Annotated in this window: 24 protein-coding genes, 2 tRNA genes and 2 pseudogenes; 12 read left to right on the top strand and 16 right to left on the bottom strand. The window is 71.7% G+C overall.

All coding sequences use genetic code 11. The features are described from left to right. The 5 genes and pseudogenes from BG418_RS37380 to BG418_RS37360 all read left to right on the top strand — a co-directional run. Nucleotides 1-520: pseudogene (locus BG418_RS37380) on the top strand (hypothetical protein); the annotation flags it as partial. A gap of 7 nt (nt 521-527) precedes the next feature. Then, nucleotides 528-962 carry a roadblock/LC7 domain-containing protein gene (locus tag BG418_RS37375; RefSeq protein WP_101391062.1) on the top strand — a complete coding sequence of 145 codons (435 nt, stop codon included), beginning with the start codon at nt 528-530 and terminating at the stop codon, nt 960-962. Between the two features lie 2 nt (nt 963-964). After that, complete coding sequence (locus BG418_RS37370; protein WP_188278521.1) at nt 965-1336, top strand: DUF742 domain-containing protein; 372 nt, start codon at nt 965-967, stop codon at nt 1334-1336. Beyond that, on the top strand, nt 1314-1916 hold the full coding sequence (locus BG418_RS37365) for an ATP/GTP-binding protein (RefSeq protein ID WP_188278520.1): 603 nt from the start codon (nt 1314-1316) through the stop codon (nt 1914-1916). Before BG418_RS37370 ends, BG418_RS37365 begins: the two co-directional genes overlap by 23 nt. Then, entirely contained in the window at nt 1913-2482 is a 570-nt protein-coding gene (locus BG418_RS37360) for a GAF domain-containing protein (RefSeq protein WP_188278519.1), read from the top strand. The genes BG418_RS37365 and BG418_RS37360 overlap by 4 nt, the downstream gene beginning before the upstream one ends. 25 nt (nt 2483-2507) lie before the next feature. On the opposite strand, the gene BG418_RS37355 is transcribed toward BG418_RS37360, so the two are convergent. Further along, complete coding sequence (locus BG418_RS37355) at nt 2508-3713, bottom strand: acyl-CoA dehydrogenase family protein (RefSeq protein ID WP_188278518.1); 1206 nt, start codon at nt 3711-3713, stop codon at nt 2508-2510. A 613-nt stretch (nt 3714-4326) separates the two neighbouring features. Here BG418_RS37355 and BG418_RS37350 point away from each other — a divergent pair. The 5 genes and pseudogenes from BG418_RS37350 to BG418_RS40345 all read left to right on the top strand — a co-directional run bounded on the left by BG418_RS37350 (nt 4327) and on the right by BG418_RS40345 (nt 9129). Continuing rightward, nucleotides 4327-5511 carry a Gfo/Idh/MocA family protein gene (locus BG418_RS37350; RefSeq protein ID WP_188278517.1) on the top strand — a complete coding sequence of 395 codons (1185 nt, stop codon included), beginning with the start codon at nt 4327-4329 and terminating at the stop codon, nt 5509-5511. Between the two features lie 109 nt (nt 5512-5620). Then, nucleotides 5621-5697: transfer RNA gene (locus BG418_RS37345), tRNA-Pro, on the top strand. A 202-nt stretch (nt 5698-5899) separates the two neighbouring features. Further along, on the top strand, nt 5900-8119 hold the full coding sequence (locus BG418_RS37340) for an NADP-dependent isocitrate dehydrogenase (RefSeq protein WP_188278516.1): 2220 nt from the start codon (nt 5900-5902) through the stop codon (nt 8117-8119). A 146-nt stretch (nt 8120-8265) separates the two neighbouring features. Continuing rightward, nucleotides 8266-8523, top strand: a pseudogene (locus BG418_RS40350) (hypothetical protein); the annotation flags it as partial. 303 nt (nt 8524-8826) lie between these two features. Then, the gene (locus tag BG418_RS40345) at nt 8827-9129 is read left to right on the top strand and encodes an acyl carrier protein (RefSeq protein ID WP_317453885.1); all 303 of its coding nucleotides are present in this window, start codon (nt 8827-8829) and stop codon (nt 9127-9129) included. Between the two features lie 4 nt (nt 9130-9133). Here BG418_RS40345 and BG418_RS37330 read toward each other — a convergent pair whose 3' ends face one another. From BG418_RS37330 to BG418_RS37280, 11 genes are all read right to left on the bottom strand, one after another. Beyond that, complete coding sequence (locus BG418_RS37330) at nt 9134-10393, bottom strand: MFS transporter (protein WP_188278515.1); 1260 nt, start codon at nt 10391-10393, stop codon at nt 9134-9136. A gap of 114 nt (nt 10394-10507) precedes the next feature. Beyond that, nucleotides 10508-10870: a helix-turn-helix transcriptional regulator gene (locus tag BG418_RS37325; RefSeq protein WP_188278514.1), complete on the bottom strand. Its 363-nt coding sequence runs from the start codon at nt 10868-10870 to the stop codon at nt 10508-10510. Nucleotides 10871-10931: 61 nt separating this feature from the next. Further along, on the bottom strand, nt 10932-11657 hold the full coding sequence (locus tag BG418_RS37320) for an SDR family NAD(P)-dependent oxidoreductase (protein ID WP_188278513.1): 726 nt from the start codon (nt 11655-11657) through the stop codon (nt 10932-10934). Nucleotides 11658-11702: 45 nt separating this feature from the next. Next, nucleotides 11703-13088, bottom strand: coding sequence for an aldehyde dehydrogenase family protein (locus BG418_RS37315; protein WP_188278512.1), 1386 nt, complete (start codon nt 13086-13088; stop codon nt 11703-11705). Beyond that, entirely contained in the window at nt 13088-14185 is a 1098-nt protein-coding gene (locus BG418_RS37310) for a phenazine biosynthesis protein (protein WP_188278511.1), read from the bottom strand. Before BG418_RS37310 ends, BG418_RS37315 begins: the two co-directional genes overlap by 1 nt. Nucleotides 14186-14372: 187 nt before the next feature. Continuing rightward, entirely contained in the window at nt 14373-15245 is an 873-nt protein-coding gene (locus tag BG418_RS37305; RefSeq protein ID WP_188278510.1) for an inositol monophosphatase family protein, read from the bottom strand. A gap of 4 nt (nt 15246-15249) precedes the next feature. Continuing rightward, on the bottom strand, nt 15250-16107 hold the full coding sequence (locus BG418_RS37300) for an NAD(P)H-binding protein (protein WP_188278509.1): 858 nt from the start codon (nt 16105-16107) through the stop codon (nt 15250-15252). Between the two features lie 46 nt (nt 16108-16153). Beyond that, entirely contained in the window at nt 16154-16828 is a 675-nt protein-coding gene (locus tag BG418_RS40340; protein ID WP_223185992.1) for an FmdE family protein, read from the bottom strand. A 63-nt stretch (nt 16829-16891) separates the two neighbouring features. Next, nucleotides 16892-17509: a hypothetical protein gene (locus tag BG418_RS37290; protein WP_188278508.1), complete on the bottom strand. Its 618-nt coding sequence runs from the start codon at nt 17507-17509 to the stop codon at nt 16892-16894. After that, nucleotides 17506-18990 carry an adenylosuccinate lyase family protein gene (locus tag BG418_RS37285; protein ID WP_188278507.1) on the bottom strand — a complete coding sequence of 495 codons (1485 nt, stop codon included), beginning with the start codon at nt 18988-18990 and terminating at the stop codon, nt 17506-17508. The genes BG418_RS37290 and BG418_RS37285 overlap by 4 nt, the downstream gene beginning before the upstream one ends. Further along, nucleotides 18987-20213 carry a Glu/Leu/Phe/Val dehydrogenase gene (locus BG418_RS37280; protein ID WP_188278506.1) on the bottom strand — a complete coding sequence of 409 codons (1227 nt, stop codon included), beginning with the start codon at nt 20211-20213 and terminating at the stop codon, nt 18987-18989. The genes BG418_RS37285 and BG418_RS37280 overlap by 4 nt, the downstream gene beginning before the upstream one ends. A gap of 193 nt (nt 20214-20406) precedes the next feature. Here BG418_RS37280 and BG418_RS37275 point away from each other — a divergent pair, with 193 nt between their 5' ends. Further along, nucleotides 20407-20865: a MarR family transcriptional regulator gene (locus tag BG418_RS37275; RefSeq protein WP_317453884.1), complete on the top strand. Its 459-nt coding sequence runs from the start codon at nt 20407-20409 to the stop codon at nt 20863-20865. A 364-nt stretch (nt 20866-21229) separates the two neighbouring features. Here the strand turns inward: BG418_RS37275 and BG418_RS37270 are convergent, their stop codons facing one another. Beyond that, entirely contained in the window at nt 21230-22339 is a 1110-nt protein-coding gene (locus BG418_RS37270; RefSeq protein WP_223185998.1) for a nitric oxide synthase oxygenase, read from the bottom strand. Nucleotides 22340-22645: 306 nt separating this feature from the next. Next, a complete protein-coding gene (locus BG418_RS37265; protein ID WP_188278504.1) occupies nt 22646-23440 on the bottom strand; it encodes a helix-turn-helix transcriptional regulator in 795 nt (264 codons plus the stop codon). 54 nt (nt 23441-23494) lie between these two features. Between BG418_RS37265 and BG418_RS37260 the strand changes: the two genes are divergently transcribed. Then, nucleotides 23495-24745: an MFS transporter gene (locus tag BG418_RS37260; protein ID WP_317453883.1), complete on the top strand. Its 1251-nt coding sequence runs from the start codon at nt 23495-23497 to the stop codon at nt 24743-24745. Here BG418_RS37260 and BG418_RS37255 read toward each other — a convergent pair. Both BG418_RS37255 and BG418_RS37250 read right to left on the bottom strand, forming a co-directional pair. Further along, nucleotides 24697-25608, bottom strand: a complete 912-nt coding sequence (locus tag BG418_RS37255) for a diacylglycerol kinase family protein (protein WP_188278503.1) — start codon at nt 25606-25608, stop codon at nt 24697-24699. The genes BG418_RS37260 and BG418_RS37255 overlap by 49 nt on opposite strands. Before the next feature lie 37 nt (nt 25609-25645). Next, a tRNA-OTHER gene (locus tag BG418_RS37250) sits at nt 25646-25740 on the bottom strand. Nucleotides 25741-25832 lie beyond the last annotated feature (92 nt).

Here is a 25832-nt window from a genome sequence, read left to right as displayed (position 1 = left end):
CCTCCCGGCCACCGCGCCGGCGCCCACGCCCGCGCCCAAGGCGCACCGCACGCCCGCGCACGGCACCCCGCTCCCGTCCCTGCCCCGCCAGCCCCAGCACGGCGAGACCGTCTCCACGAGCGGCACCGCACCGCTGCCGGTGCGTGCCTCCCACGAGGACCGGCCCAACCCGGCGGCCGCCGTCCCCGGCGTCCACCGCGCGCCGGGCGAGACGCCGACGCAGCCTCCGATACCCCTGACGAGCGGTACGGTACGCGCCGCGGCCGGCCGTCCGGATCTGCCCCGGCGCCGCAGCCAGGAGCACCTCGTACCCCAGTTGCGGGACGCCCCGGCCGTACGCAAGGAAGACGAACACGCCCTGCACGACCCGGGGTTGATGGCGGCTTTCCAGCGGGGCATCGGCCTCGCCGAGTCGCAGCCGGCCCCGCCCGACCACTCAGCAGCACCGCAGTCGCCCCACCTTTCGACCCCGTTACACCACCCCCAGGCAGAAACTGACGCCGAACACTCCAAGGAGTAGATGCACCATGGCGAGCGATGCGCCGACCGGACACGTCTCGGATCTCGACTGGCTGCTCAGCGGACTGGTCCAGCGTGTGCCGTATACACGCAACGCGGTTCTGCTCTCCTCCGACGGGCTGGTGAAGTCCGTGCACGGGCTCGACGTCGACAGCGCCGACCATATGGCCGCCCTCGCCTCCGGGCTCTACTCGCTGGGCCGCAGCGCGGGGGCGCGCTTCGGCGACGGGGGCGAGGTGCGCCAGGTCGTCGTGGAGCTCGACTCCACCCTGCTCTTCGTCTCCACGGCGGGCTCGGGCACCTGTCTCGCCGTGCTCGCCGGCCGCGAGGCGGACGCGGCGGTGCTCGGATACGAGATGGCGATGCTGGTCAAGAGCGTAAGGCCGTACCTCGTGACGCCGGCCCGGCAAGGCGCCGGAACGCCGAGCGGCACGAGGCACTGAGCGTGCCGGCCCCGCAGGACGGACCATGGCTCGACGACGACGCCGGGCGGTTGATCCGCCCGTACACCGTGAGCAACGGCCGCACCCGGCCGACCGCCACCCTGGATCTGCTCTCCCAGGTGATGGCGACCGGGACACCGCCCCGGACACAGCTCGGGCCCGAGCACTCCCAGGCGCTCGGGCTGTGCGAGGGGCCGACCTCGGTGGCGGAGATCGCGGCCCATCTGCGGCTGCCCGCGGTCGTCACCAAAGTCCTGCTGTCCGACCTGGTGGAGTGCGGTGCGGTGACGGCCCGCGCGCCCCGCTTCCACCACACCCCCACCGACCGATCTCTGCTGGAGGCAGTGCTCGATGGCCTACGACGACGGCTCTGACGTGGATCTCTTCCCCACCGCGCTGAAGATCCTTGTCGCCGGCGGGTTCGGAGTCGGCAAGACGACCTTCGTGGGCGCGGTCAGCGAGATCGAACCGCTGTCCACCGAGGAGCTGCTCACCACGGTCAGCGTGGCGCACGACAGCCTCGAAGGCGTGGAGTCCAAGACCACCACGACGGTCGCCATGGACTTCGGTCGCATCTCCCTCGACGACCGGCACGTCCTGTACCTGTTCGGCACGCCCGGGCAGGAGCGTTTCTGGTTCATGTGGGACGAACTGTCCGAGGGCGCGCTCGGCGCGGTGATCCTCGCGGACACCCGCCGCCTGGAGGACTGCTTCTCGGCGGTCGACTTCTTCGAACGGCGCGGCATCGGATTCCTCGTCGCCGTCAACGAGTTCGACGGGGCCTACCGCTACACGCCGGACGAGGTGCGCTCCGCCATAGACCTCAAACCCGAGGTTCCCGTCGTCCTGTGCGACGCCCGTATCGGCAGCTCCGGAATCGGGACCCTGGTCACCCTGGTCCAGCATCTGCTGGCCACTTTCCCGGCCGCCACCAGCCATGGAGCCCACACATGACGTACGACCCGACCGGCCATCTGCTGCTCACCCCGATCGACCGGGAGGCGCCCGTGCGTGTGCAGCGGCTGCGTCAGCTCGGCATGGGGGAGCAGCCGGATCCGGCGTTCGACGAGTTCGCCCATAAACTCGCCGAGGTCACCGCGGCGCCTTATTCGATGGTCAACTTCATCGACGAGAACCAGCAGTTCTTCGCCGGGCTGCACACCCCCGAGGGTGCGCACTCCACCGCCGATCTGAACGCGGCGGCCTCGGCGGGCGGGGTGAGCCGGTTCATGGCGCGCGACCACGGGTACTGCCCGCATGTGGTGGTCCGCCGCAAGGCACTCGTCTTGGAGGACGTCTGCGACTACCCCCGGTTCGCCGGCAACCCGGTCGTCGACGAGATCGGTATCCGCTCCTACCTCGGCGCCCCGCTGATCGACCGTACGGGGATCGCGCTCGGCACCATCTGCGTGGTCGACACCGAGCCCCGGCCGTGGGGCCGGGCCGGTCTGGAGACGATCAAGTCCATGGCGGCGGAGCTCATCGAGCAGATCCACCGCCGGGAGGACGGCGGTTTCTGACCGCCGTCCTCGCCGGTTCTCGCGGTCAGTGGGCCGCCGCGAGCTCTTCCATGCGTACGAGCTCGGAGAGCCGCTGTGACCACTGGCCCTTCGTGGTGCCCAGGGCCACCTCCGCCAGCCTGAGCAGCTGTACGTCCGAGGTGCCGGCCGGGGCGAAGATGTGGTGCGCGTCGCGCAGATAGCGTTCGATCGGGCGGTCGGTGAACAGTCCGGCCGCCGCGTGGATCTCCATGGCGCTGCGTGCCGAGTCGAGGGTCGACTCGACGTTGACCACCTTGGCGTTCATCAGCTCGGCGTCGCACGGCAGCCCCTGGTCCAGCAGATGCACCGCGTGATAGGCGGCGAGCCGGGCCGTCATCAGCCGGGACTGCAACTGGCCCAACTTGATCTTGACGTTGGTCAGTTCATGCAGCGGCTTGCCGTAGCGGATGCGTTCCGAGCAGAACCTGGTGGTCTCCTCCAGGATCGCGCGGTGGATGCCGAGCGAGACGGCCGTCAGATTGGCGCGGCCGTAGAGCACGCTGGAGGAGTAGGCCACGGCCAGTCCGTCGCCCTCCTCGCCGAGGCGGCTCTCCACCGGGACCCGGCAGTTGTCGAAGTACAGCTCGCCGAAGCTGAAGCCGTGCAGTCCCATCGTGTCGCGCTGGATCCCGGCCGTGCACCCCGGCCGGTCGGCCTCGACCAGGAAGGCGGTCAGCCCCCCGGAGCCCGGTCCGGTGCGGACCACCACGCCGTGCAGATCGCCGACATGGCTGTTTCCCACGTACACCTTGCGGCCGTTGAGGATGTAGTCGTCGCCGTCGCGCACCGCGCTGGCGCTCATCCCGAGCACATGGCCGCCGGACTCGGGCTCGGTCACCGCGATCGTCGGCAGGCAGTCGCCCGCGGCGATGGCTGGAAGCCACTGCTTCTTCTGCTCCTCGCTGCCGAAGTGGACTATTTTCGCCACCCCCAGCTGGGAGGCCTGTGCCATGGCGCCCATGGCCCCGCTGACCCGGGACAACTCCTCGATGATGATGGTCTTTCCGAGGTGCCCGACGCCCATGCCGCCGTACGACGGACTCACGGTGGCTCCGATCCAGCCCTGCCGGGCGATGAGCCGTGACAGGTCGTACTGGACCGAGCGCGCCGCCTCCATCGCCGCTATCCGGGGCCGGACCTCGTACTCGGCGAACAGCCGCACCTGTTCCCTCAGTTGGTGGTGCAGGCGGCTGCTGAAGTATCCGTCCATGGCGAGCCCTCCTCCGCGAAACGCCTGCCCGTATGGGTGTTCGGGCAGGTGGTGCATCGGCAGTGGTCCCCGTCCCGAAGAGGCCGACCTCATCATGCTGTGGATCATCCGGTGGCGCTTCAATGCGATTGTCAACTTTGGCCGAAACGCGGCGTGTTGACGTTTGACTACTGGTGTGTTGTGTGAGGTTGGCCTCCTCGGTTCCACTCGGTTGGCATTCCCCGGACTCAACTTTTTGCCACATGCCAACGGCAAAGGTTTCGTGGGTATCTGGCACTGAGGGACAGCTTTCGGTCCCGGATGTACACATCGACGGCATCCAGGAGCACCCCGCGAACCCGATCGGACAGCGGTCCCGAACGGACTGGGACGCGCCCGCGCCGCCAGGATCCAGGGTACGACGGTGTGCGAACCTGATCGTTTCGATATGCGGAGATGAACGCCCGCCAGGGTACGGCGCGTTGGAGTGACGGCCGGTGGCAGCGGCGCGAAATAGTCGTCCCAGGTGCTTGCCCGGCGTGCGGTGCCGGCTCGGGCGCCGCTGGCACCATCGGGCAGCGGACAACCCGGGCACCGGCCGGGCCAACCCACTCGGACAGCAAGGAAGTTGACCATGACCGACCTCCGTATCGGCGCCCTCGGCTACGGCCTGCGCGGCAGCCTCGCGCATGTGGCCCACCGGCCGGGCCGCGGCTCCCGGCTCACCGCGCTCGCCGACCCCGACCCGCGCGCCCGCGCGGCCGCCGCCGAGGCCTTCCCCGACGCGGCGATCACCGGCGATCACCGCAAGGTCGTCGAGGACCCCGACATCGACGCCCTGCTCATCCTCACCCCCGACCACACCCACGCCGACCTCGCCCGCGAGGCCATGCGCGGCTCCAAGCCCGTCTTCGTGGAGAAGCCCCTGGACATCTCGGTCGAGCGCTGCGACGCGATCCTGCGCACCGCGTACGAGACCGGGAGCCGCTTGTACGTCGGCCACAACATGCGCCACATGCCGGTGATCCGACTGATGCGGGACCTGATCGAGCGCGGCGCGGTCGGCCAGGTCAAGACGGTGTGGATCCGCCACTTCGTCGGCTACGGCGGCGACTGGTACTTCAAGGACTGGCACGCCCAGCGCGAGTACACCACCGGGCTGCTGCTCCAGAAGGCCGCGCACGACATCGACGTACTGCACTGGCTGGCCGGCGGCTACGCGCGCGACGTGCAGGCCATGGGCGACCTCATGGTCTACGGCGACAACCCGCACCGCCGCGCGCCCGGCGAGCCCAAGGCGGCCGACTGGTACACCAAGGACGGCCACTGGCCGCCGCACACCCAGCGGGCCCTGAACCCCGTGATCGACATCGAGGACGTCTCGCTCCTGAACATGCGCCTCGACAACGGTGTGCTCGCCGCCTACCAGCAGTGCCACTTCACCCCCGACTACTGGCGCAACTACACGGTCATCGGGGACGCCGGGCGCCTGGAGAACTTCGGCGACGGCCCCGGCAGCCGGGTCAAGGTCTGGAACGCCCGGCGCTCCCACTACCGCGAGGAGCCCGACGAGACCCACGAGGTCCCGGCCGCGGCGGACGACTCGGGGCACGGCGGCGCGGACCCGCTCCTGATGGACGAGTTCCTGCGCTTCGTCCGCGAGGGCGGCACCACCGACACCTCCCCGGTGGCCGCCCGGATGGCGGTGGCGGCGGGCTACCAGGCGACCATGTCGCTGCGCGACGGCGGCACGCCCCGCCGGGTGGAGCCTCTGGACCCGGAGCTCGCGGCCTATTTCGCGGCGGGCCAGCGCCGCTGAGAGAGGCCGACAGGGGCGGCCCGCGAAAGGCGTTCGTGACCACCGGTCGAAGTGCGGTATTGTTCTCGTGCACGTTCGGCCCAGGGAAAACCCCAGGTCAGACGGGCATCGGGACGTGGCGCAGCTTGGTAGCGCACTTGACTGGGGGTCAAGGGGTCGCAGGTTCAAATCCTGTCGTCCCGACCAGCGTTTTCGCAGGTCGGAAGCCGTCTTCTCCATCGGAGAAGGCGGCTTTCCGTGTTTTCCGACGCCGATCCCGCCAGCTCCTCGGCTTGATCGCGCCAGGTCTCGCGCGGATCCCGCCCGGCGGCAGGGCCCTGTCCGGCAGTGGCCCGTCACGAGATATCTTGATGTCGAGCAATGTTGCATACGTGGAGTGGAGCACCCGGTGACTGACTCGACCATCATCTACACCCACACTGACGAGGCGCCCGCGCTGGCGACGTACTCGTTCCTGCCTGTGGTCCAGGCGTATGCCTCGACGGCCGGGGTCACTGTGGAGACGCGGGACATCTCGCTGGCCGGGCGCATCATCGCCCTCTTCCCCGAGTTCCTGCTGGAGGGCCAGCGCATCCCCGACGCCCTCGCCGAGCTCGGTGAACTCGCGAAGACGCCCGAGGCGAACATCATCAAGCTGCCGAACGTCTCGGCCTCGATCCCGCAGCTGAAGGCCGCGATCGTCGAGCTGCAGGGCCAGGGCTACGCGTTGCCGGACTACCCGGACGACCCGAAGTCGGACGAGGAGCGCGACATCCGCGCCCGCTACGACAAGGTCAAGGGCAGCGCCGTGAACCCGGTGCTGCGCGAGGGCAACTCCGACCGCCGCGCCCCCGCCTCGGTCAAGAACTACGCGAAGACGCACCCGCACCGCATGGGCGCCTGGACCCCCGAGTCCAAGACCAACGTCGCCACCATGGGCGCCGACGACTTCCGCTCCACCGAGAAGTCCGCGGTGCTCTCCCAGGCGGGCTCGCTGCGCATCGAGCTGGCGGGCGAGGACGGCTCCACCACGGTGCTGCGCGAGTCGGTACCCGTCCTCGCGGGCGAGGTCGTCGACGCGTCCGTGATGCACGTGGCCGCCCTGAACCAGTTCCTCGCGGCGCAGATCGCCCGCGCCAAGGCCGAGGGCGTGCTGTTCTCGGTGCACCTCAAGGCCACGATGATGAAGGTCTCGGACCCGATCGTCTTCGGTCACGTGGTGCGCGCCTTCTTCCCGAAGACGTTCGCCGCCTACGGCGCCCAGCTGGCCGCGGCCGGTCTGAGCCCGAACGACGGTCTCGGCGGCATCTTCAACGGCCTGGCCGCGCTGCCCGAGGGCGACGCGATCAAGGCGTCCTTCGAGGCCGAGCTCGCCGAGGGCCCGGAGCTGGCGATGGTCGACTCCGACAAGGGCATCACCAACCTGCACGTCCCCTCGGACGTCATCGTCGACGCCTCCATGCCGGCCATGATCCGCACCTCCGGCCACATGTGGGGCCCGGACGGCCAGGAGGCCGACACCCTCGCGGTCCTCCCGGACAGCAGCTACTCCGGCGTGTACCAGGTCGTCATCGACGACTGCCGCGCCCACGGCGCCTTCGACCCGTCGACCATGGGCTCGGTCCCGAACGTCGGCCTCATGGCGCAGAAGGCCGAGGAGTACGGCAGCCACGACAAGACCTTCGAGATCGCGGCCCCGGGCACGGTCCGCCTCGTCGACCAGGACGGCAACGTCGTCCTGGAGCAGGCCGTCGCCGCCGGTGACATCTTCCGCGCCTGCCAGACCAAGGACGCCCCGATCAAGGACTGGGTGAAGCTCGCCGTCACCCGCGCCCGCGCGACCGGCGACCCGGCCGTCTTCTGGCTGGACGAGACCCGCGCGCACGACGCCAACCTGATCGCCAAGGTCCAGCAGTACCTGCCGGAGCACGACACCGAGGGCCTGGACATCCGCGTCCTGTCCCCGGTCGAGGCCACCAAGCTCTCGGTGGAGCGCATCCGCAAGGGCCTGAACACCATCTCGGTCACCGGCAACGTGCTGCGCGACTACCTCACCGACCTGTTCCCGATCCTGGAGCTGGGCACCAGCGCCAAGATGCTGTCGGTCGTCCCGCTGATGGCGGGCGGCGGCCTGTTCGAGACGGGCGCCGGCGGCTCCGCGCCGAAGCACGTCCAGCAGCTCGTCAAGGAGAACTACCTGCGCTGGGACAGCCTGGGCGAGTTCTTCGCGCTCGCGGCCAGCTTCGAGCACCTCGCGACCACCACGGGCAACGCGCGCGCCCAGGTGCTCGCCGACACCCTCGACCGCGGCACGGCGACCTTCCTCAACGAGGACAAGTCCCCGACCCGTCGCGTCGGCGGCATCGACAACCGCGGCAGCCACTTCTTCCTGGCGATGTACTGGGCCCAGGAGCTGGCCAAGCAGACCGAGGACGCGCAGCTCGCCGAGGCGTTCGCGCCGCTCGCCAAGACGCTGGCCGAGCAGGAGCAGACCATCGTCGACGAGCTGATCGCGGTGCAGGGCTCGCCGGCCGACATCGGCGGCTACTACCAGCCCGACCCGGCGAAGGCGGCGGCGGTCATGCGCCCGTCGGCGACCTTCAACCAGGCGATCGCCACCCTCGCCTGACCTCTCGGTCCCCGCGACCGAGGACGGCGAGAAGGCTTCGCCGTAGCTCACCTGTTCCGCCCCGGCCGGTCTTCCCGGCCGGGGCGGTCCCGTTTTCGCTACGGACAGTGCCGGACCACGCGCGGGGGCGCCCGCGCGCTGGCACCATGGGGAAATTCCGCGCCGTCCGTGGGGGAGCAGCGAGGGTCGAGTTGTCCGTGGAGGAGCGCCAGCGGCTCGTCACGCTCCTGGCCGCCGTGCCGCTCCTCGGCTCGCCGGACGGCCGCGCCGAGATGCTGGCGCTCGCCGGGCTCGGCGACCTCGTCCCGCACATCGACCTCGCCGGCCCCACGCTGGTCGCGGTCAGCCGTGTGGTCACGCATCTCGCCGCGTACGGCCGGATCAGTCACGACCACGAGGCGCTGGGGCTCTTCCTGCCTCTGGGTCTACAGCGAGAGTCCCGGCTGGCCGCCGAGTTCGTCCCGTACGAGCACGAAGAACCGCTGGCGCTGGACCCGCTCGCGGATCTCCTCGAAGCGCTGTGCAGGGTGCTGCGCGACCGGCCCGCGATGCCCGCGCGGGTGCTCGCGCCGGTGGTGATCTGGCACGAGACACGCGACAGTCCGGTGGTCGACGAGGCGTTGGCCGAACTGCGCCGGATGGACCCGGACGCGTTCTGGTTCATCCTGCAGTCGTTCCTCAACCACCCCGACCAGCGGTTGATCGATGTGGCGGCGCGGGCGGGGGAGCGCGCCGAGCGGGCCGACGACGGGTCCGACCGGCGCGGGGAGGTGCTTGAGGTCCTGGCGGACATCATCAACGAAGTGACGGGGGTCGCCGTCGAGGACGTACAGATGGGGGCGGACTTCGTCGCGGATCTGGACATCGACTCGCTGTCGATGGTGGAGGTGGCCGTCGCCGCCGAGGAGCAGTTCGCGCTGAGCATTCCCGACACGGAGATCGGAGGTATGCGGACCGTACGGGATGCCGTCGACTACATCGTCAAGCAGCGTGCACAGAAGGGTAGGTGACGGGTCACCGGCTGAGCGCCGTAGACGGGCGTCCGGCTCCGACATGACGCTCGCTCGCCGCCACCTCGCGCGGCCACACAACCGCCGCCACCCCCGCCGCCGCGAGCGAGACCGCGCTCAGGACCGTCGCCGTCACCGGCAGGCCGGCGCCCGCCGCCAGCCACCCCGCGAGCGGATACGTCAGCAGCCAGCAGCCGTGCGAGAGCGAGAACTGGGCGGCGAACGCGGCCGGGAGGTCGGCGGTCGTGGCACACCGACGGATCAGCCGCCCGCCCGGCGTGAGCACCGCCGAGCCCGCCGCGCCGATCGCCGCCCAGGTGGCCAGCGCCCCCGCCCACGTCCAACTCCCGCGCGGCGCAAGAGTGGTGGCGGCCACCGCGACCAGTACCACCGGCAGGGCGAACGCCGCCGGGAGCATCACCGCGCGCTCGCTCACCCGCGAGAGCAACCGGGGGAGCAGCAGCGCGGCCACCATCGAGCCCGTTCCGTACGCGCCCAGCGCCAGCGACACCGCGCCCGCGCCCTCGCGGAAGTGGCCCCGCACCATCACGACCGTGTTCACGAACACCATCGCGCCCGCAGCGGCCACCGCCAGGTCGAGCGCGAGCAGCGCCCGCAGCCGGGGGCTCGCCCAGAACAGCCGGGCCCCGAACGCGGCCTTGGCGTACGCGCTTCCGCTGCGGGTGACCGGTGTCGCCCGGGGGAGCACGGCCGAGACCACCAGCGTGGCCGAGCCCAGGAAGCCGAGAGTCGTGCCCGCGAACAGCCAGTTGTAGGAGACCAGCGTGAGGAGCGCTGCCGCGAGGGCCGGGCTGAGCAGGCTCTCCAGGTCGTAGGCGAGCCGGGACAGGGACAGGGCGTGGGTGTAGTCGCGCTCGGCGGGCAGGATCTCGGGGATGGTCGCCTGGAAGACCGGGGTGAACGCGGCCGAGGCGGCCTGGAGCAGGAAGATCAGCGCGTAGACCTGCCACACCTGCGAGACGAACGGGAGCGTGAGGGCGACGCCCGCGCGGGTCAGGTCCGTCGCCACCAGCAGCGCCCGGCGCGGGATCCGGTGCGCGCAGGCGCCGACGACGGGGGCGACGCCCACGTACGCCACCATCTTGATCGCCAGCGCGGTGCCGAGCACGGCCGAGGCGCGGCTGCCCGCCATGTCGTACGCGAGCAGGCTGAGCGCGACCGTGGCGAGGCCGGTGCCGATGAGCGCGACGACCTGCGCGGTGAACAGGTGGCGGTAGGTGCGGTTGCGCAGTACGGACAGCATGGGACCCGTCCCGGGGCGCGAGAAGGTGCTGGGACTTCCATCGTAACCAATGCGTGCGTACCTATGCACATGTTCGGCGGAGATCGGCTCCCGGTGATACCGAAGAGGTTCGCGTCAGTCGTGTGGCGGAAGGGCGCTGAGCTGGTGGTCCGCGACGTTCAGGGCCTCGTCGACCAGGCGGCGCAGATGTCCGTGGCGCAGCGAGTAGACGACCCGGCGGCCGTCCTTGCGGGTCGCGACGAGACCGGCGAGGCGGAGTTTGGCCAGGTGCTGGCTCACCGAGGGGCGGGCGGCGCCGCAGGCATCGGTGAGGGTGGTGACATCGGCGTCGCCGTTGCCGAGTTCCTTGAGCAGGGCGAGGCGGGTGCGGTCCGCGAGCAAGGTGAGCACCCCGACGGCGACATCCAGGCGCTCGGTGTCGCCAGCGGTGCGCGGGTGCGGGGTGTGCGCATCTGACATCTGCTTGCTCGCGCTCATGGGCCCATCGTAGAGCGCCGGTACGGGCTCGCCGGGTGGCCCGCCCGCACCGGATTCCCGATCAGCGGGTGGGTATCACTCCGCCGTCGACGCGGACGACCTGACCGGTGATGTGCCGGGCGGCGGGCGACGCCAGGAACCGGACGACCTCCGCCATGTCCTCGGGCCGTCCGGCCCGGCCCACCATGGTCTCCGCGACCCGGGCGTCGTGGAACTGGTGCGAGCGCCGGTCGCGGAAGAACTCCGTGTTGTCGACGTAGCCGGGCGCGACCACGTTGGAGGTCACCCCGCGCGGCCCGAGCTGGCGGGCGACGAAGATGTTCCAGCTGTTCATGGCCGCCTTCGCGGCGCCGTACGAGCCCGCTCCCCGGTCCGCCGCGAACGAGCTGATGTTCACCACGGCCCCGCCGGAGACCAGTTGCTTGTCGACGGCGGCCGTCGTGAGCACCGCGCCGAGCAGATTGGCGTCCAGGTTGGCCCGCCACCGCTCGGCGAGCGAGCGCAGATCGCCGGGCGGCGGGGCGTCGAACTCCCGGTTGCCGCCGGCGTTGTTGACGAGTACGTGCAGGGTGTCCGGCAGCCGTTCGCCCAGCCGCTCCAACTGCTCGGGGTCGGTGGCGTCGCACGCCAGCGCGGTCACCTTGCCGCCCAGCTCCTCGGCGGCCTGCCGCAGCACGTCCTCGCGGCGGCCGCTGATGACGACATGGTCGCCGTCGGCCAGGAAGGCCGCGGCTATCGCCTTGCCGATGCCGGTGCCGCCACCGGTCACCAGGACGGTTCGAGTCATCTCCACACTCCCCAGAGGTCGTTGCCGCGTGTCGGGCTGTCGTGGTCAGGCCGTGGTCCCGAAGGCCCGGGCCTCCATCAGGTCATGGCTCAGATAGCCGTCGTGCGGACTGGTCCGGCCCGCGGTGTACGTAGGGATGGGGCCGAGCAGGACCTTGCGGATCGAGCGCTCGCGCAGCGCCTCGCGCGCCAGCTCCTCGTCGCCGCCGAGGATCGTCAGCGCGAGCGTGTCCTTCAGCGGGGTGAAGCCCTCGGCGCGCCGCCACGGCAGGATCCATACGCACGGGAACGACAGCTCGATGCGGGAGCCGGGGTGGTCGGAGCGGTCGCAGAGCAGCACCGCCGGGCGCAGCGCGCCGGACCCGTCCCCGAGGTCGGCCACCGGCCCGTCCGGGTAGAGCGGCGCGGCCACGTCGACCGCCCCCGCGAGGCTGCCCGCCAGCTGGGTGCGCAGCGCACGTGCCTCGCCCAGCGGCAGTACGGGCACCTGGGCGTCCGGGGACTGGGGCGGTGCCGCGGTCAGTTGGGCCAGCCGCTCGGCCACGGCTGCCGCGAGCGCAGCCGGGTCGGCGTCGGTGAACACGGCTGTCGCGTTGGTGCAGCGCATCCCTGCGTCGTAACCCACCGACGAGCAGATCACGTCGACCGTCTGCTCGGTGATCTCGCCGGTGTGCAGCAGTTTGGAGCGACCGGGGCCGCGCAGGATCACCCGGCGGTCCTCGCCGTAGCGCCGCGCCGCCGCGTCGCCCCCGTACACCATGCTCAGATCGGCGGCCTCGACCAGCGCGTCCCCCGTGGCATGGCTGCCGGGAAGCAGCGACAGGTAGTGCGGCGCGACCCCGGCCTCCAGCAACGCGGCGATCATCCGCGCCGGGGTGAACGGATCCCGCGTCCCCGGCCGCACCACCAGCCGGTACCCGCAGGCCAGCGCGGTGAGCCACTGGGTGTGCGTACCGGGGTTGTTGCTGGGGGCGATCACCGCGAGCACGTCCCCGCGCCGCGTCCACACCGCGCCGATCTCCCCGGACGCGGGCATCCCGCCCGCCCCGGCCGGGCGCTCGGCCAGGAACCGCGCGCCCACGTTGGCGAACGTCTCCGCGACGTCCCGCAGCGAGTGCCGGGCCACCGCGATGGGCACCCCCGCGACCCGCGCCTGAAGCTCGCAATAGCCTTGCGGTGAGAGCCCGTTGAGGGTCGCGGTCTCGAAGAGGCGGCCCGCGTTAGCCAGTTGCTCCGGCGTCGGTGTGCGCTCCTCGCCGGCTCGCGCGTCAGCGACCGTGAGCCGGGCGAGCAGTGGCGGTGCGAGATGGACTGTCGCCAGCAACGTGCCGTCCACGCCCGCGAGTTCGGCGCGTTCGGACGACTGTCGGGCCACTCCCGCGCGGATCAGCGGGATCTCGTACAGATCCTTGGCATCGAGATCCTCGGTCATCAGTACACCCCCTCGACCACGGACGTCGTGGCCGACTCGTACGGGCGGACCCCGGAGACCTCGATGCCCGGGAAGCCGTCGACCGAGGCGCGCCGGGTGGCCAGGTCGCGCTCCAGGGTGGGCGGGGTGAAGTAGTCCCGGGTCAGCACGGTGATGACGACCCGGCCCTCCTCGTCCTCGGCGACGATCCGGTCGGTCTGCTCGGGGTCGACGAGTTCGACGACGGTGTACGGGTGGAACGGGCGGAAGACGCACGGCGCCTTGTCGTCGGGCCGGGGGGTGCGCTGCGGGGCCACGCCCATCATCGTGTTGCCGTACGCGCCCGCCATCCTGGCCTCGGGAAACAGCTCCTCCTGCAAAAGGCGCAGGGTCTCGCCGTCCATGCTGGTGCCGCCCCAGATCATCCCGCGCACGCTCCGGCGCAGCAGGCTGTAGACGTCCTCGCGCGCGCTGATCGTCTCCAGGATGCGCGGGGTGCTGGAGATACAGCGGATGTCCTGTGTGGTGAGCACGTCCTTGACCTGGTCCAGGATGTGGTCGACATAGCGCCGGAACTCGCTCTGGCGTCCCTCGGCGACACAGCGGCGCACCCAGCGCGGGTCCAGGTCGACGAAGTAGCAGAGCTGGCCGCGCAGTTCGCTGAGCGTGGAGATGTTCTTGGCCATGACGTGCGGGCCGGTCGGGCCGATGTGCAGCCAGTTGCCGTCGCCGGAGGGGAATCCCTGCTCGTCCAGCATCCGGCTCTGCCACTCCACATTGCGCCGCCGCGAACCGGCGTCCACGATCCGCTTGGGCGAACCGGTGGCGCCGCCCGACTCGTAGATCCCGTACCGCACCCCGGGCGCACTCCCGCGCGGCACCAGCTGATCGGCCTGTATCCGGCTCCAGTCGACCGGGACGTCCGCGAACAGCCGCAGATCCGCGAGGCTCTGGACGTCGGTGCGCGGGTCGAAGGAGAAGCCCTTGGCGCGCTCCACCCAGTACGGGCTGCCGGTCAGCGGCGAGAAGTGCCACTCCATGGTGGCGCGGACGAGGTCGTCGATGTCGGGGGACTGGTCAAGTGGGGGCTCGAACACGGAACTGAAGTCGTCGGCCATCTCGGTTCGGTCCTGTCCGTTCTCTGCGGCGATCGGCGACCCGGCGTCTCAACACGCGGTGGCCGTAGAACAGTTGGCTGATTGTCAGAGGTGCTGATTGTTGGCAGTATGTTGAGTGCGGGAAGGGGCGTCAAGACTGCCCGCGCGTCAGTGGGGAGCTCGGCGCGCGGGCGCCTCACCCGGTGCTTCAGGGGCGGGCCCGGGCGCCCTTGCGCTGTCCCGGTACGGCGCCGGCCGGGCGGATCCCATGGGCGCCGAAAGCGGTGAGGAGCGTACGGGTGAGCCACGGACGGCAGATCACGGCGAGTCCCGCGCCCCGCTCAGGGCCCTGCGGGCGCCTCGACGGATGCGCGTCCGCCACCGAGGTGACCTGCAACCCGGCCGCCTCCGCCACCCGGAACAGTGCCTGGTCGCCCCACTCCCAGGCACTGCGGGAGTGGATGTACGCGTCGGCGTCGCCCTGGATCACCGCCACCGTCTTCGCCCCGGCCGACCCCATCGGGATCAGCTCGGCCCCGATCTGCCGCACGACCGTACGTGCGAACGCGGCCGGGTGCCGGGTGTCGACCACCACCCGGGGGCGCGGCCCGGGCGCCCGCGACGGACGGCGCCATCCGGCCTCCCGGTCCGCCGTGCACACCACCTCGCACAGCGCCGGAACCGCGACGGCCGCCGCGACCACCCCCCGCTCCCGCTCCCACAGAGCCAGCCGCACCGACCAGTGCGGATCGCCCGGCCCGTGGTACTCCTCGGCCGCGTCCAACGGCTCCACCAGCCACACCCGGCGCCCGCGCAGCTCGTCCGGCGCCCGCTCGTCCGGTCCGGTGAGCACGCCGTCCCGTGGATAGCGGGCCCGGATGCGGTTGCGCAGCAGCAGGCCCGACCATGTGCGCCCGAGCTGGGCCATCTTGGCGCCGCCGGGCGCGAGGCCGTCCTCGTGCTGCGTCCGTAGGTCGAGCAGCAGCCGCCCGGCGGCCACCGTGGCGCGCGCGGCGAAGCCCGCGGCGAGGAAGTCGTCGGCTACGACGGTCCGTTCGGCGTATCGCCCGGTGGTGGACATGGCTTCATCCCCCGGCATCCGGCAGGAACTGATGGAGGTGCGCCTTGAGGAAGTCGGCGAGCGGGTGCGGCTCCTGGCCGATGACACTTCGTACGTCGTCGGTCACCGCCTCCGCGGCGCCCTCCCTGAACAGTTGGAAGAGCGAGGCGAGTTCGGCCTCCCACGGCCGGTGCTCGCGCGCCAGCCACGCCGCCAGATCCGCGCCCGCCAGCTCCTCGGCCACCACCCGGGCCGACGTCAACTGGCCTAACATGTCGGCGATTTCGCCGAACGTGGGCGCGGCAGGCCCGGTGAGCGCGTACGTGCGCCCCTCGTGGCCCGGCTCGACCAGCACCCGCGCCGCCACCTCGGCGACGTCGTGCTCGTCGACGAACCCGACACCCCGGCCGCCCGCCGGGTCGACCAGTACCCCGCGCCCTCGCACGTCCGGCGCGTAGTGCCGGATCAGCTCCTGCATCGGATAGCTGGGCGACAGGATCGTGTACGGCAGTCCCCGCTTGGCCAGGTACTGCTCGGTGATCCAGTGGTGCCGGGCCCCCGGCGCCGGGCTGTCCTCCCGTACGGCGGCGGGCCACGGCGACATCTTCACCAGGCGCGCCCCGACGTCGGCGGCCACGCCGACCGCCGCGTTCTGGCACTCCACCCGGCAGGCGGAGGACAGGAACAGGCTCTCGCAGCCCTCCGCCCCCGCCCGCACCGTGTCCGGGTCGCCGAGATCCCCGGGGACCACCCGCACGCCCGGCCCGGCCGGGACCCGTTCGGGCTCCCCGGCCAGGACGGCCACTTCCACGTCACGCTCCCGCAGCGCACGGACCACCGACTGCCCCAGTGGCCCGGCCGCGCCGATCACGAACACTGTCACGGCCCCGAGGCTCCTTCCGTGCGCCCGCACTGATTCGGCATCGGTTTCAGTGCTTGTGCTCGTGGTGGTGCTTGTGGCTCTGCGGGTGGTGCCCGTGGTCGCCGTGGCCCTCGGGCAGCACACCGCCGTGCGCGGCGAGATGGCACGCGGGGCAGACCATCCGGCCCCGGTGGTCGTGCAGCGTCTCGACGCTGGTGGGCTCGCCGCAGTCGACGCAGAGGTCGGTACGGGCGAGGTGCTTGACGCCCGGCGCCGGCTTCTCGACCCGCTCGACGCCCAGGATGTCGTCGTCGGCCACGCTCAGCAGCCCGGCGATCCGCTCGCCCTGCAGCCGCGCGAACGCCGCCTCGTCCTCCAGCGTCGCCGTGCCGTCGTCGATACGGGTGGACAGCGCCCAGATCTCCTCGGTGCGGAAGACGATGCTGTCGGCCTTCGCCCGGATCCGCACACCACTGGAGCCGTCGCGCTCCCACAGCGTGAACACATTGCGGCCCGCGTCCTCGTGGATCAGGTTGCGCTTGCCGTACGTACAGCCGGTCAGCACCTGGAGTGCGTCGACCGCACAGGCGTCGGTCTCGGAGACCAGCACCAGGGGCGTGGCCGGGTCCTTGGGGGCGAGGGCGGTGAGAGCGGCCTCGGCGACCCGCACGCCGAACGCGGCGCCGGGGCATTCGTGGCCGTGGAAGCGGATGACGTCGTTGTAAGCCTGGGTGCGATCCATGACGACCTCTTTATGGAGTGACGGACAGCGTGGAACGGGTGGGACGGGGCGCGGCGGAGGGCGTCACGCCCCCGGCGCCCGCATCCCGGGCAGCGGCGGGACGACGCGGATCACGGCCTCGCGGTCGTTGTCGCCCTCGAAGAACGCCCGCAGGACCGGGCGGTGCAGATCGACGACGGAGAGGATGAGCGTCCACTGGCCCGACTCGGCGGCCAGCACCCGGTCCAGATGGGTGCAGGTGTCGCGGACCGGATCGTGCGGCCAGGGCACGCGGTGGGTGTGGTAGTTGCCGAAGAGCACCCAGCCGGCGTCGTCGCAGGCGTCGTCGATGGCCATCAGCTCGCGCGGATCGGCGATCCAGCCGCGCTGGTCCATCGGCGTCTCGGACGGGATGGCGTGCTCCTCGACGACCTCGTCCATGCGGGCCCGGTGGCCTTTGTCGTGGCGGAGGTTGACGATCAGCGGGAAGACCGAGCCGACGTGGAGACCGTCGCGGGTCGGGCGACCCGCCACCATCCCGAACGCCTTGCGCTCCTCGGTCTCGCCCGCGAGGTAATGGCCGGTGAACTTCCGTACGGCGTGGGCCACCAGGCTGGCGTAGAGCGGGCGGGGGAAGACGATCTCCCGCGCCCCGGATATCTCCCCGGCGTCCTGGTCGGCGGCGGCGGGCGCGGCGCTCATCGCGCGTCGCCGCCGTCCGCCTGTATGTCCGAAACGCCGTCCGACCCGCCGGGCTGTGCGAGCACGGCCCGCGCCTTGGCCACCGCCCGGCCGGTCAGCGCGGCCGACTGGCCGAGGTAGCTCGCCGGGTCGAAGATCTCATCGAGCGCGGCCGCGTCCAGCGGCGCGCCCGCGAGCCCGTCGCGGCCGGTCATCTCGCGCATGGAGGAACCGTTCTCGCGGGCCGCCTGGACGAGTTCGTACACGTACTCGTGGGCGGTCTGCTTCCCGATGTGCTTGCCGAGCGCCAGCATCAGCTTCTCGGTGGCGATCTGTTCGGCGACCGCCGCCACATTGGCGGCGATGCGCTCCGGCCGCACCGCGAGACCGCCGACGAGGTGGCGGACGATCTCGCACGCGGAGAGGGCGTAGTGCGAGACATCGGGCACACAGGCCCACTCGATACGCAGGGTCCGCGAGTCGCGTTCGTGGTCGCCGCCCATGCAGGCCAGCGCGTTGGCCATCTGAGCGGCCGCCAACCGGGCCATCACGACGGCCTGTTCGCACGCCTCGGGGTTGCGCTTGTGCGGCATGGTGCTGCTGCCGACCTGCCCGTGCCGCCAGCCGATCTCCAGCTCGCCGAACTCGGGGCGGGACAGCGTGCGCACCTCGTCCCCGATGCGGCCCATCGTCCCGGCCACCATCGCGGCGCACGACACGAACTCCACGATCCGGTCGCGCGAGACATGCCAGCCGACGGCCGGAGCCGCGAGGCCGAGCCGGGCGGCGAACGCGTCGAGCAGCGGCAGCGCCTTGTCGCCGAAGCCCGCCATGGTGCCGACCCCGCCGAAGAGCTGGGCCGCAAGGACGCGCGGACGCAGCTGCTCGATGCGCTCCAGATGCCGCAGCGTCTCGTCGAGCCACCCGGCGATCTTGACCCCGAAGCCCATCGGCAGCGCGGGCTGGGCGTGGGTGCGGCCCAGCGCGACGGTGGAGGCGTTGGCCTCGGCCAGATCGGCCAGCTGCCCGGCGAGAGCCCGCAGCAGCGTCTCCAACTCATCGAGGACGTCCCGGATTTCGAGGATCTGCGCGGTGTCCTGGATGTCCTGGGTGGTGGCGCCGTAGTGGACGTACTCGCCGGCGCCGCCCTCGCACGACGCCTGGAAGACGCGCAGGAACGCGACGAGCGAGTGGCTGGTGCGGCGGATCTCGGCCCGGATGGCGGGCAGGTCGAGCCGGTCCACATCGGCGGCCTCGGCGATCATCCGGGCGGCGGCCGCCGGGATGATGCCCAGCTCGCCCTGACTGAGGGCGAGCGCCGCTTCGACGTCGAGCCATCGTTGGTATCGACATCGGTCACAGAAGATGCGATGGCTGGCTTCCGTGCTGTACCGGTGGCCGTAGAACCGCGAGTCGGTGATGTGGCTGCGTGAGTGGGCGCACTCGGACGAGTGGGGCGCGGGCTGCGCGGGCGGGCTGTCGGGCGCGGGTGCGGTGGTCATGACGGTCGCCTCTCGGAGTGCGGCGAGGTACGGACGGAACGCGTCCGGTCGCCCCGGGGTCCCGGGCCCGACGGACGGTAGGGACTTGCGCCGTAGGGCCTCTCGCCGGGCGAGACGATCGCCGACTCCGCAATACCGGTGGCCACCTGACGGGGGCTCAGCTTGCGGTCGCGGGCTCCGCAGAGGATGTCGCCGACGAGCTCGCGCATCATCGCCCCGATGGTGTCCAGGACCTCCGGCGCCGTCGGTGTCTTACGGGGCCCGAACAGCGCCTCCATCGAGGCCGACCCACCGATGCCGCCGATGAAGTCGGGGACGACCAGGACGCCCCGGTCGAGGAGCAGTTGCTCGGCGGTCGGGCTCAGACCGCAGTTGGCGCCCACCGCGACGATCGGCACCGGCAGCACCGCCGCCTGCGCGGGCGTGATCGCGTCCTCGCCGCCCGCGAGCACGAGTACATCGGCGGGGAGCTCGAACAGGGCCTCGCGCGGCAGCCGCATCGGCTCGGCGAGCAGGCTCTGCACGGAGCGGCCCTGGTCGATGGTGAGCATGCGCGCGAGGTCGATTCCGCGCGGGTCGACCGCGCAGCCGTACTCGTCGGCGACGACCGTGACCCGTACGCCCGCGTCGAGGAAGGCCATCGCGGCCGCGCGGCCGAGGTTGCCGAACCCCTGGAGGGCGACGGTGACCTGGTGGTTGCGGCGTTTGGTGTGCGCGGTGGCGGCGAGCGCGCTGTGGGCCAGCGCCTGACCGGCCCGGCGCTGGCCGAGCGTGAGCAGCCCCACCGGGGTGGCGAGCAAGCCCATCCGGGCGCGGAACTCCTGGTCACTGATCCGCTGTGCGCGCCGTACGGCGATCTTCGCGGAGCCGATGCCCAGCTCGGCGGCGATCCGGTCCAGCTCCTCGAACCGGGTGCCCATGTCGCAGCCCATGCTGAAGCGAGTGGTCAGCTCGTCGGCGAGGAAGGCGACGAAGCGCCGCAGGACGGCTTCGCGGTGCGGTCCGTGCGGGTCGTAGGCGATGCCGCACTTGGCACCGTCGACGTTGACCCCGAGCACGCGCTGCTTGAGCGTCATGCGTCCCGCGAGGGTCTGGAGGGTTTCGGCGGTGAGCCCGGCCTGCATACGGCAGCCGCCCGCCGCGAGGCGGCAGTCGGTGGCGTCGTACGCAAGGAAGCCGGGACAGTGCTCGACCGGATCTATGAACTCGATGACGCTGACCATGGTTCCCCCGTAGGTCATACAGATGCGCAAACACAGAAACGCTCAGATTCGAGCAAGATAGATTGTCTGCTACAGTGACAATCAGCGTTCTGTCAGTTCGGGAGCATGGCCGACCGGTGACTGGAGAGTCAAGGGGCCCGCTGCGCGGCCTTCATGATGGACCGTCACCACTGGAGGGTGAACCAAAAAAGTGGTGGCGAAGAGGGAACCGAACAGTGGGACATCGCCGTTGTTCCAGGGGTTGCAAAGCTGGCACGGCTTCCTTCTCCGCAAGGCGGGCCAGCGTTTCACCGAACAGGCCGAGCAGGCGCTGGTCCATCTGGACATCACCCTGCGCCAGTTCGGGGTACTGAACGTGGTGCACTCCGAGCCCGGGATCAACCAGCGCATGGTCGGGCAGAGCCTGCGGATCGACCGGACGACCATCGTCGGGCTCGTCGACGACCTTGAGCGCAAGGACCTCCTGGAGCGCCGCAGAGGCGCCGATCGCCGGACGTTCGCGCTCTATCTGACCGACCGCGGCACCCTGTGCTTGCGGGACGCCGGGGACCTGATGGTCAAGGTCCACGAGTCCTTCCTGCAGCCCCTGTCGGTGGCGGAGCGGGATGTGCTCCGTGAACTTATGCAACGACTCGCGGTCGCGGACGAGTAGGCGACGCTGCGGGGGCCGTGCCTGACGCGAGCCCCCTCATATGCAATTCCCTTGGTGCAGCGCATATTTGACGCTGCGTCATAATTCTGTGCGCCCGCATCCTCTTGCACGTGATGTGCAAGTACTGCAATCTGGCAGGCAGCCCTTCCCGTGCCATCGGCCCCCGACGCGCGACCTGTCGTGCGCCGCCCAGCTGGATCCGGGGCGCCCCCGCCGTCCGGCGGGGGCCGTTCCGGCCGATCGCACCACCGGGATCGGGCCCTTCGCCCCGCGCGTCCCCAGCCGCGAGTACCACGGGATATCAGCCCCCCACGGGACCCCGCTGTACGCGGGCGCCACTAGCCCCGCCTACGTACGTGCGTGTTCACGGCATCCGCCGAATCGATTCGCCGCGCGCCCGGGCCGCCGCTTCGGGGTGGTGGGCGAACGCGGGGCGCAACTCCGCGGCGTCGTAGGTGCGGTGGAAGACCGGCGTCGTCGCGCCCGACATCGGCGGCACGATCCAGGACCAGTCGGCGGGCACGGCACGGCCCTTGTGCTCCTCGCGCTCCAAGTGCCGTACGAAACGCCTTGACTCCGCGTGGTGGTCGGCCATGGTGACGCCCGCCCGGTCGAAGGAGTGCAGGACGGCCCGGTTCAGCTCGACCAGCGCGCGGTCCTTCCACAGCGAGCGCTCGTCGGCGGTGTCGAGGCCCAGGCGGCGGGCGATGCGCGGGAGCAGGTTGTAGCGGTCGGTGTCGGCGAGGTTGCGGGCGCCGATCTCCGTCCCCATGTACCAGCCGTTGAAGGGCGCGGCCGGGTAGTGGATGCCGCCGATCTCCAGGCACATCCCGGAGATCGCCGGCACGGCGTGCCAGCGCAGCCCCCACTCCTCGCTCCACGCGTCGTCGGGGTGGTCCAGCGGCACCTCCAGGACCGCGTCCTCGGGCAGTTCGAAGGCGCGCGGCTTGTCGTCGACGCCCTCCACGATCAGCGGCAGCACATCGAAGGCGGTATGCGGCCCGCCCGCCCAGCCGATCCGCAGCGCCAGCTCGGTGAGCCCGGCGTTGCGCGGATCGCCGACCACCCGGCCGTCGGTGACGCGGTAGCCCGCGTACCGGATGAGCTGTTCGTTCCAGATGCGCGGGCCCGGGCGGTCGGGCGCGTCCGGGGCGAAGACGGTGATCAGAGGGCGGATACGGCCGTCGTTGGTGGCCTGGCGCAGATGCTCGGCGCAGGAGGCGGCGATCGGCTCGGCGTCGGTGAGATGGCGCTGATCGCGCACGCGCAGCGAGCGCCAGTAGAGCCGGCCGATGCAGCGGTTGCTGTTGCGCCAGGCGACGCGGGCGCCGAACGTCAGCTCCTCGGTGGTGTGTCGATAGGTGCCGGTCGCGCGGATCGCGTCCCGTATCTCCGCCAGGCGGGGCTCCGGCGCCCCGAGGTCCGGCTCCTCCGCGCGGTGCAGCCGGATGAAATCGGCCGCTTCGCGCCACAGGGCGAGCTCGTCGGCGCTCGGACCGCCGTGCGCGGGGCGCCTCGGCCTGCTCAGGAATTTCCGTATCACGGGCACCTCCGGCAACGGTGACGGACGATCGGTGGGCCGAATGATGCCCGTGAACCCGTTGCGGCGGACGGCCGTTGCGGCGCAGTGATCGGCAATGGCGCGTTCACGTCGGGCGATGACTGCTTTCGACCGGGTGGGGTGGGGGTGGGCCTCGGTGGGACCGGGGGCACCCCCGTGACTCCCGGTCCCGTGGGCCGTTCCCGTACGACATGGTGCCAACGGCCGGGCGGTACGGCGTCAACCGTCCGATGGGTCACGGGGTAAACCCGTGCGGTACACGCTCCCGTTGTCCGTCCGGGCGGCGCCTGGCGTGTGGCCGAACGCGCGGCGGAAGACGTCGATGAACGCGCTCGTCGACGACCAGCCGCAGCGCTGGGCGACCGAGGTGACCGACGCGTCCCCGGCGAGCAGCACCAAGGCGTGGTGCAGGCGCAGTTGCGTGCGCCACTGCGGGAACGTCATCCCCAGCTCGGCGCGGAACAGCCGGGTGAGCGTGCGGGCACTCGCGCCCGCCGTGGCCCCGAGCTCGGCGAGCGGCCGGGCGTCGGCGGGGTCGTCCCGCAGGATCGCGCAGACCGCCGCGAGACGCGGATCGCGGGCCGTCGGCAGATGCAGTGCCTGCTCGGGCGCCCGGCGCAACTGGTCGAGCAGCACCGCGAGCATCCGCCGCGCCTCGGGCGTGTCCGTCGGCCCCGGTGCGCTGTACGCGATGATCAGCTCGCGCAGCAGCGGCCCGACCGCGAGCACGGCGGGCCGGTCAAGACCCGGCGGACGTCGGTCGACGGGGACGCCGACGGTGTGCAGGTCGGTCTCACCGTACGCCCGGTGCTCGTGCGGCGTCCCGGCGGGCACCCAGATCGCCCGGGTGGCCGGGGCGACCCAGCTCCCCGCGTCCGTGGTCACCGAGAGCACACCCCGGCCCGCGTAGACGATCTGGTGCACCTCGTGCCGGTGCGGCGCGACCCCGGCGCCGGGCGCGAGGAACTTGGTGGTGGTGGGGAAGTGCGGCGGACCGTGGCGGATAATCGGCACAGCTTGGCACTTTATCGGAAGCCCGCCAGGGGGTGGCGCTTCGATGATCGACGGGTGACCACCTCATCGCTTCGGGGCTCCGCCCGGAAACCGCCCGCCACCGCCGTGCTCGCCCTCGGCCACGCCACCGTCGACTTCTACCAGGGCGCGGTGCCCGCGCTCGTCCCGTTCCTGGTGGCCGACCGCGCGTACGGCTACCCGGCGGCCTCCGGCATCGTCCTCGCCGCGACCCTGCTCTCCTCGGTCGTGCAGCCCCTGTTCGGTGTGCTCACCGATCGCTGGACGATGCCCTGGCTGATCCCCGTGAGCAGCCTGTGCGCGGGCGTCGGCATCGCGCTCGCCGGGCTCGGCGACTCGTACGTCCTCACCTGGCTCGCCGTCGCGCTCTCCGGCATCGGTGTCGCCGCCTACCACCCGGAGTCGGCCCGGCTCGCCCGTGTCGCCGCGCGGGGCAGCCATGTCGCGATGGGCTGGTACTCGCTGGGCGGCACCATCGGCTTCGCGCTCGCGCCGCTCGCCGTCGGCCCGGTGCTCTCGGCGGGCGGACTCGGCGCGACACCATGGCTGGCGGTGCCCTCGGCGGCCGGGGTGCTGCTGACGATGACGGCGGTCCGCCGCCTCGCACGCCACGCGGCCGAGGGCCGCTCCGCCGCCGCGCGGTCCGCCGGAAGCGACAACTGGCCTGCTTTCGCGCGCCTTTCGGCGATCGTGGTGTGCCGCTCGATCGTGTACGTCGGCCTGAGTGCCTTCATCGGGCTGTACGCGCAGCAGCGTGTTGGCGGGGGGCCCGCGACCGGGTCGGCCGCGCTGTTCACGCTGTACGCGGGCGGTGCCCTGGGGACGGTCTTGTGCGGGCGGTTGGCCGCGCGGTGGGGGCGGGTGCGGACGGTGCGAGGTGCGTACGCCGCGTCCGTCCCCGCCGTCGCGGGCGTGGTGCTGGTGCCCGGACCGGCGGTTTTCGTCTTCGCGGCGCTCACGGCGGCCCTGCTGTACGTGCCGTTCTCGCTCCAGGTGACGCTGGGTCAGGACTATCTGCCGAGCCGGGTCGGCACGGCGGCCGGGGTCACGCTCGGGCTCGCGGTCAGCGTCGGAGGCGTGGCCAGCCCCGGGATCGGCGCACTCGGCGAGGAGATCGGCCTGGGGGCGGCGCTCGCCCCGCTCACGGTGCTGTGTGCGCTGGCGTGGTGGCTGGCGCGGACGCTGCCGGAGCCGGAGGAGGTCGAAGGGGGAGCAGGGGGGACGGCCGACGCCTCGGACTACGGCGTGAGCACCGGCAGCGCGCGCGGCACCACGTCCAGCGTGTAGCGCGCCGCGCCCGTGTACAGCAGATCGCCGTCGTGCTCGAAGAACAGCGGCTGGCCGTCCGTGCGTTCCACCACCACCCGGCGCCCGCGCGCGTACACCACCCCGTCCCGGCCGACATGGCTGCCGTCGCGCAGCAGGCGCAGCATGTCCCGCAGCGGGAGTTCGGCACCCGTGACGCAGATGTCGAGCAGCCCGTCGTCCAGTACCGAGCACGGCAGCGGCATGAACTGCCCGCCGCGTCGGCGTCCGCCGCCCACCAGCACCGAGACGGTCGCCCCGGACTGGACGACGACACCGTCGACGCTGACCCGGCCCGCGTACGGCCGGAACGCGATCATCGTCCGCGCCACCGATGTCTCATAGCGCCCCCGGCGCGCGCTGGCCAAGTCGCGCACGCTGGTGAGCGCCTGCGCGGCGAGCCCCGACGAGGCGCCGAGCAGGGCCAGTTCACCGGTCTCGGCGATCTTGGCCACATCGACGCGGCGTACATGCGGCGTGGACAGCGCGGCGTCCAGCGCGGCGGGCCACGGCCGGTCGGACCAGAGCTCGCGGTAGAAGGTGTTGGCGGCGCCGCCGGGGAGCACGAGCAGGGCGGCGCGCCGCGCGGCCGCCCCGGCGAGCAGCCCGGTCATGATCTCGTGGGCGGTGCCGTCGCCGCCGACCGACACCAGCACGGCCGGGCCGCCCGCCCCGCCCGCCGCACGGGCGAGCTGGCGGGCATGGCCCGGCCGCTCGGTCACAGCCAGCTCGACCGGCGTACCGGCCCCCGCGATCCGCCGCGCGACCTCGTGCGCCATCTCCCGCGCGTGCGTTCCCGCGGCTGGATTCGCCACCACCAGAACGGACTGGGGGGATGGACGCATCGGCGGACACCTCGGCGCGCTCGGTGGAACTGTGCTGTGGCGGAGAGGACAGGATTCGAACCTGCGCGGGCCGTGCTCGCCCGGTCCGGACCACGTCCGGAACCCCCGTTGGACCTCTTCGGGTACCTCTCCCCGTATCGTCGTACGGATGGATCCTCGCGGCGGTCGCTGAGACCCCACTGAGACGTCACTGAGACGTGCGTCTTGTCCACGGGCGTCGCCAG

The organism is Streptomyces sp. CBMA152 (assembly GCF_014596475.1).
GTDB lineage: Bacteria > Actinomycetota > Actinomycetes > Streptomycetales > Streptomycetaceae > Streptomyces.
The sequence above is the reverse complement of the archived record's forward strand: the minus strand, read 5'-3'. Positions and strand labels throughout refer to the sequence as shown.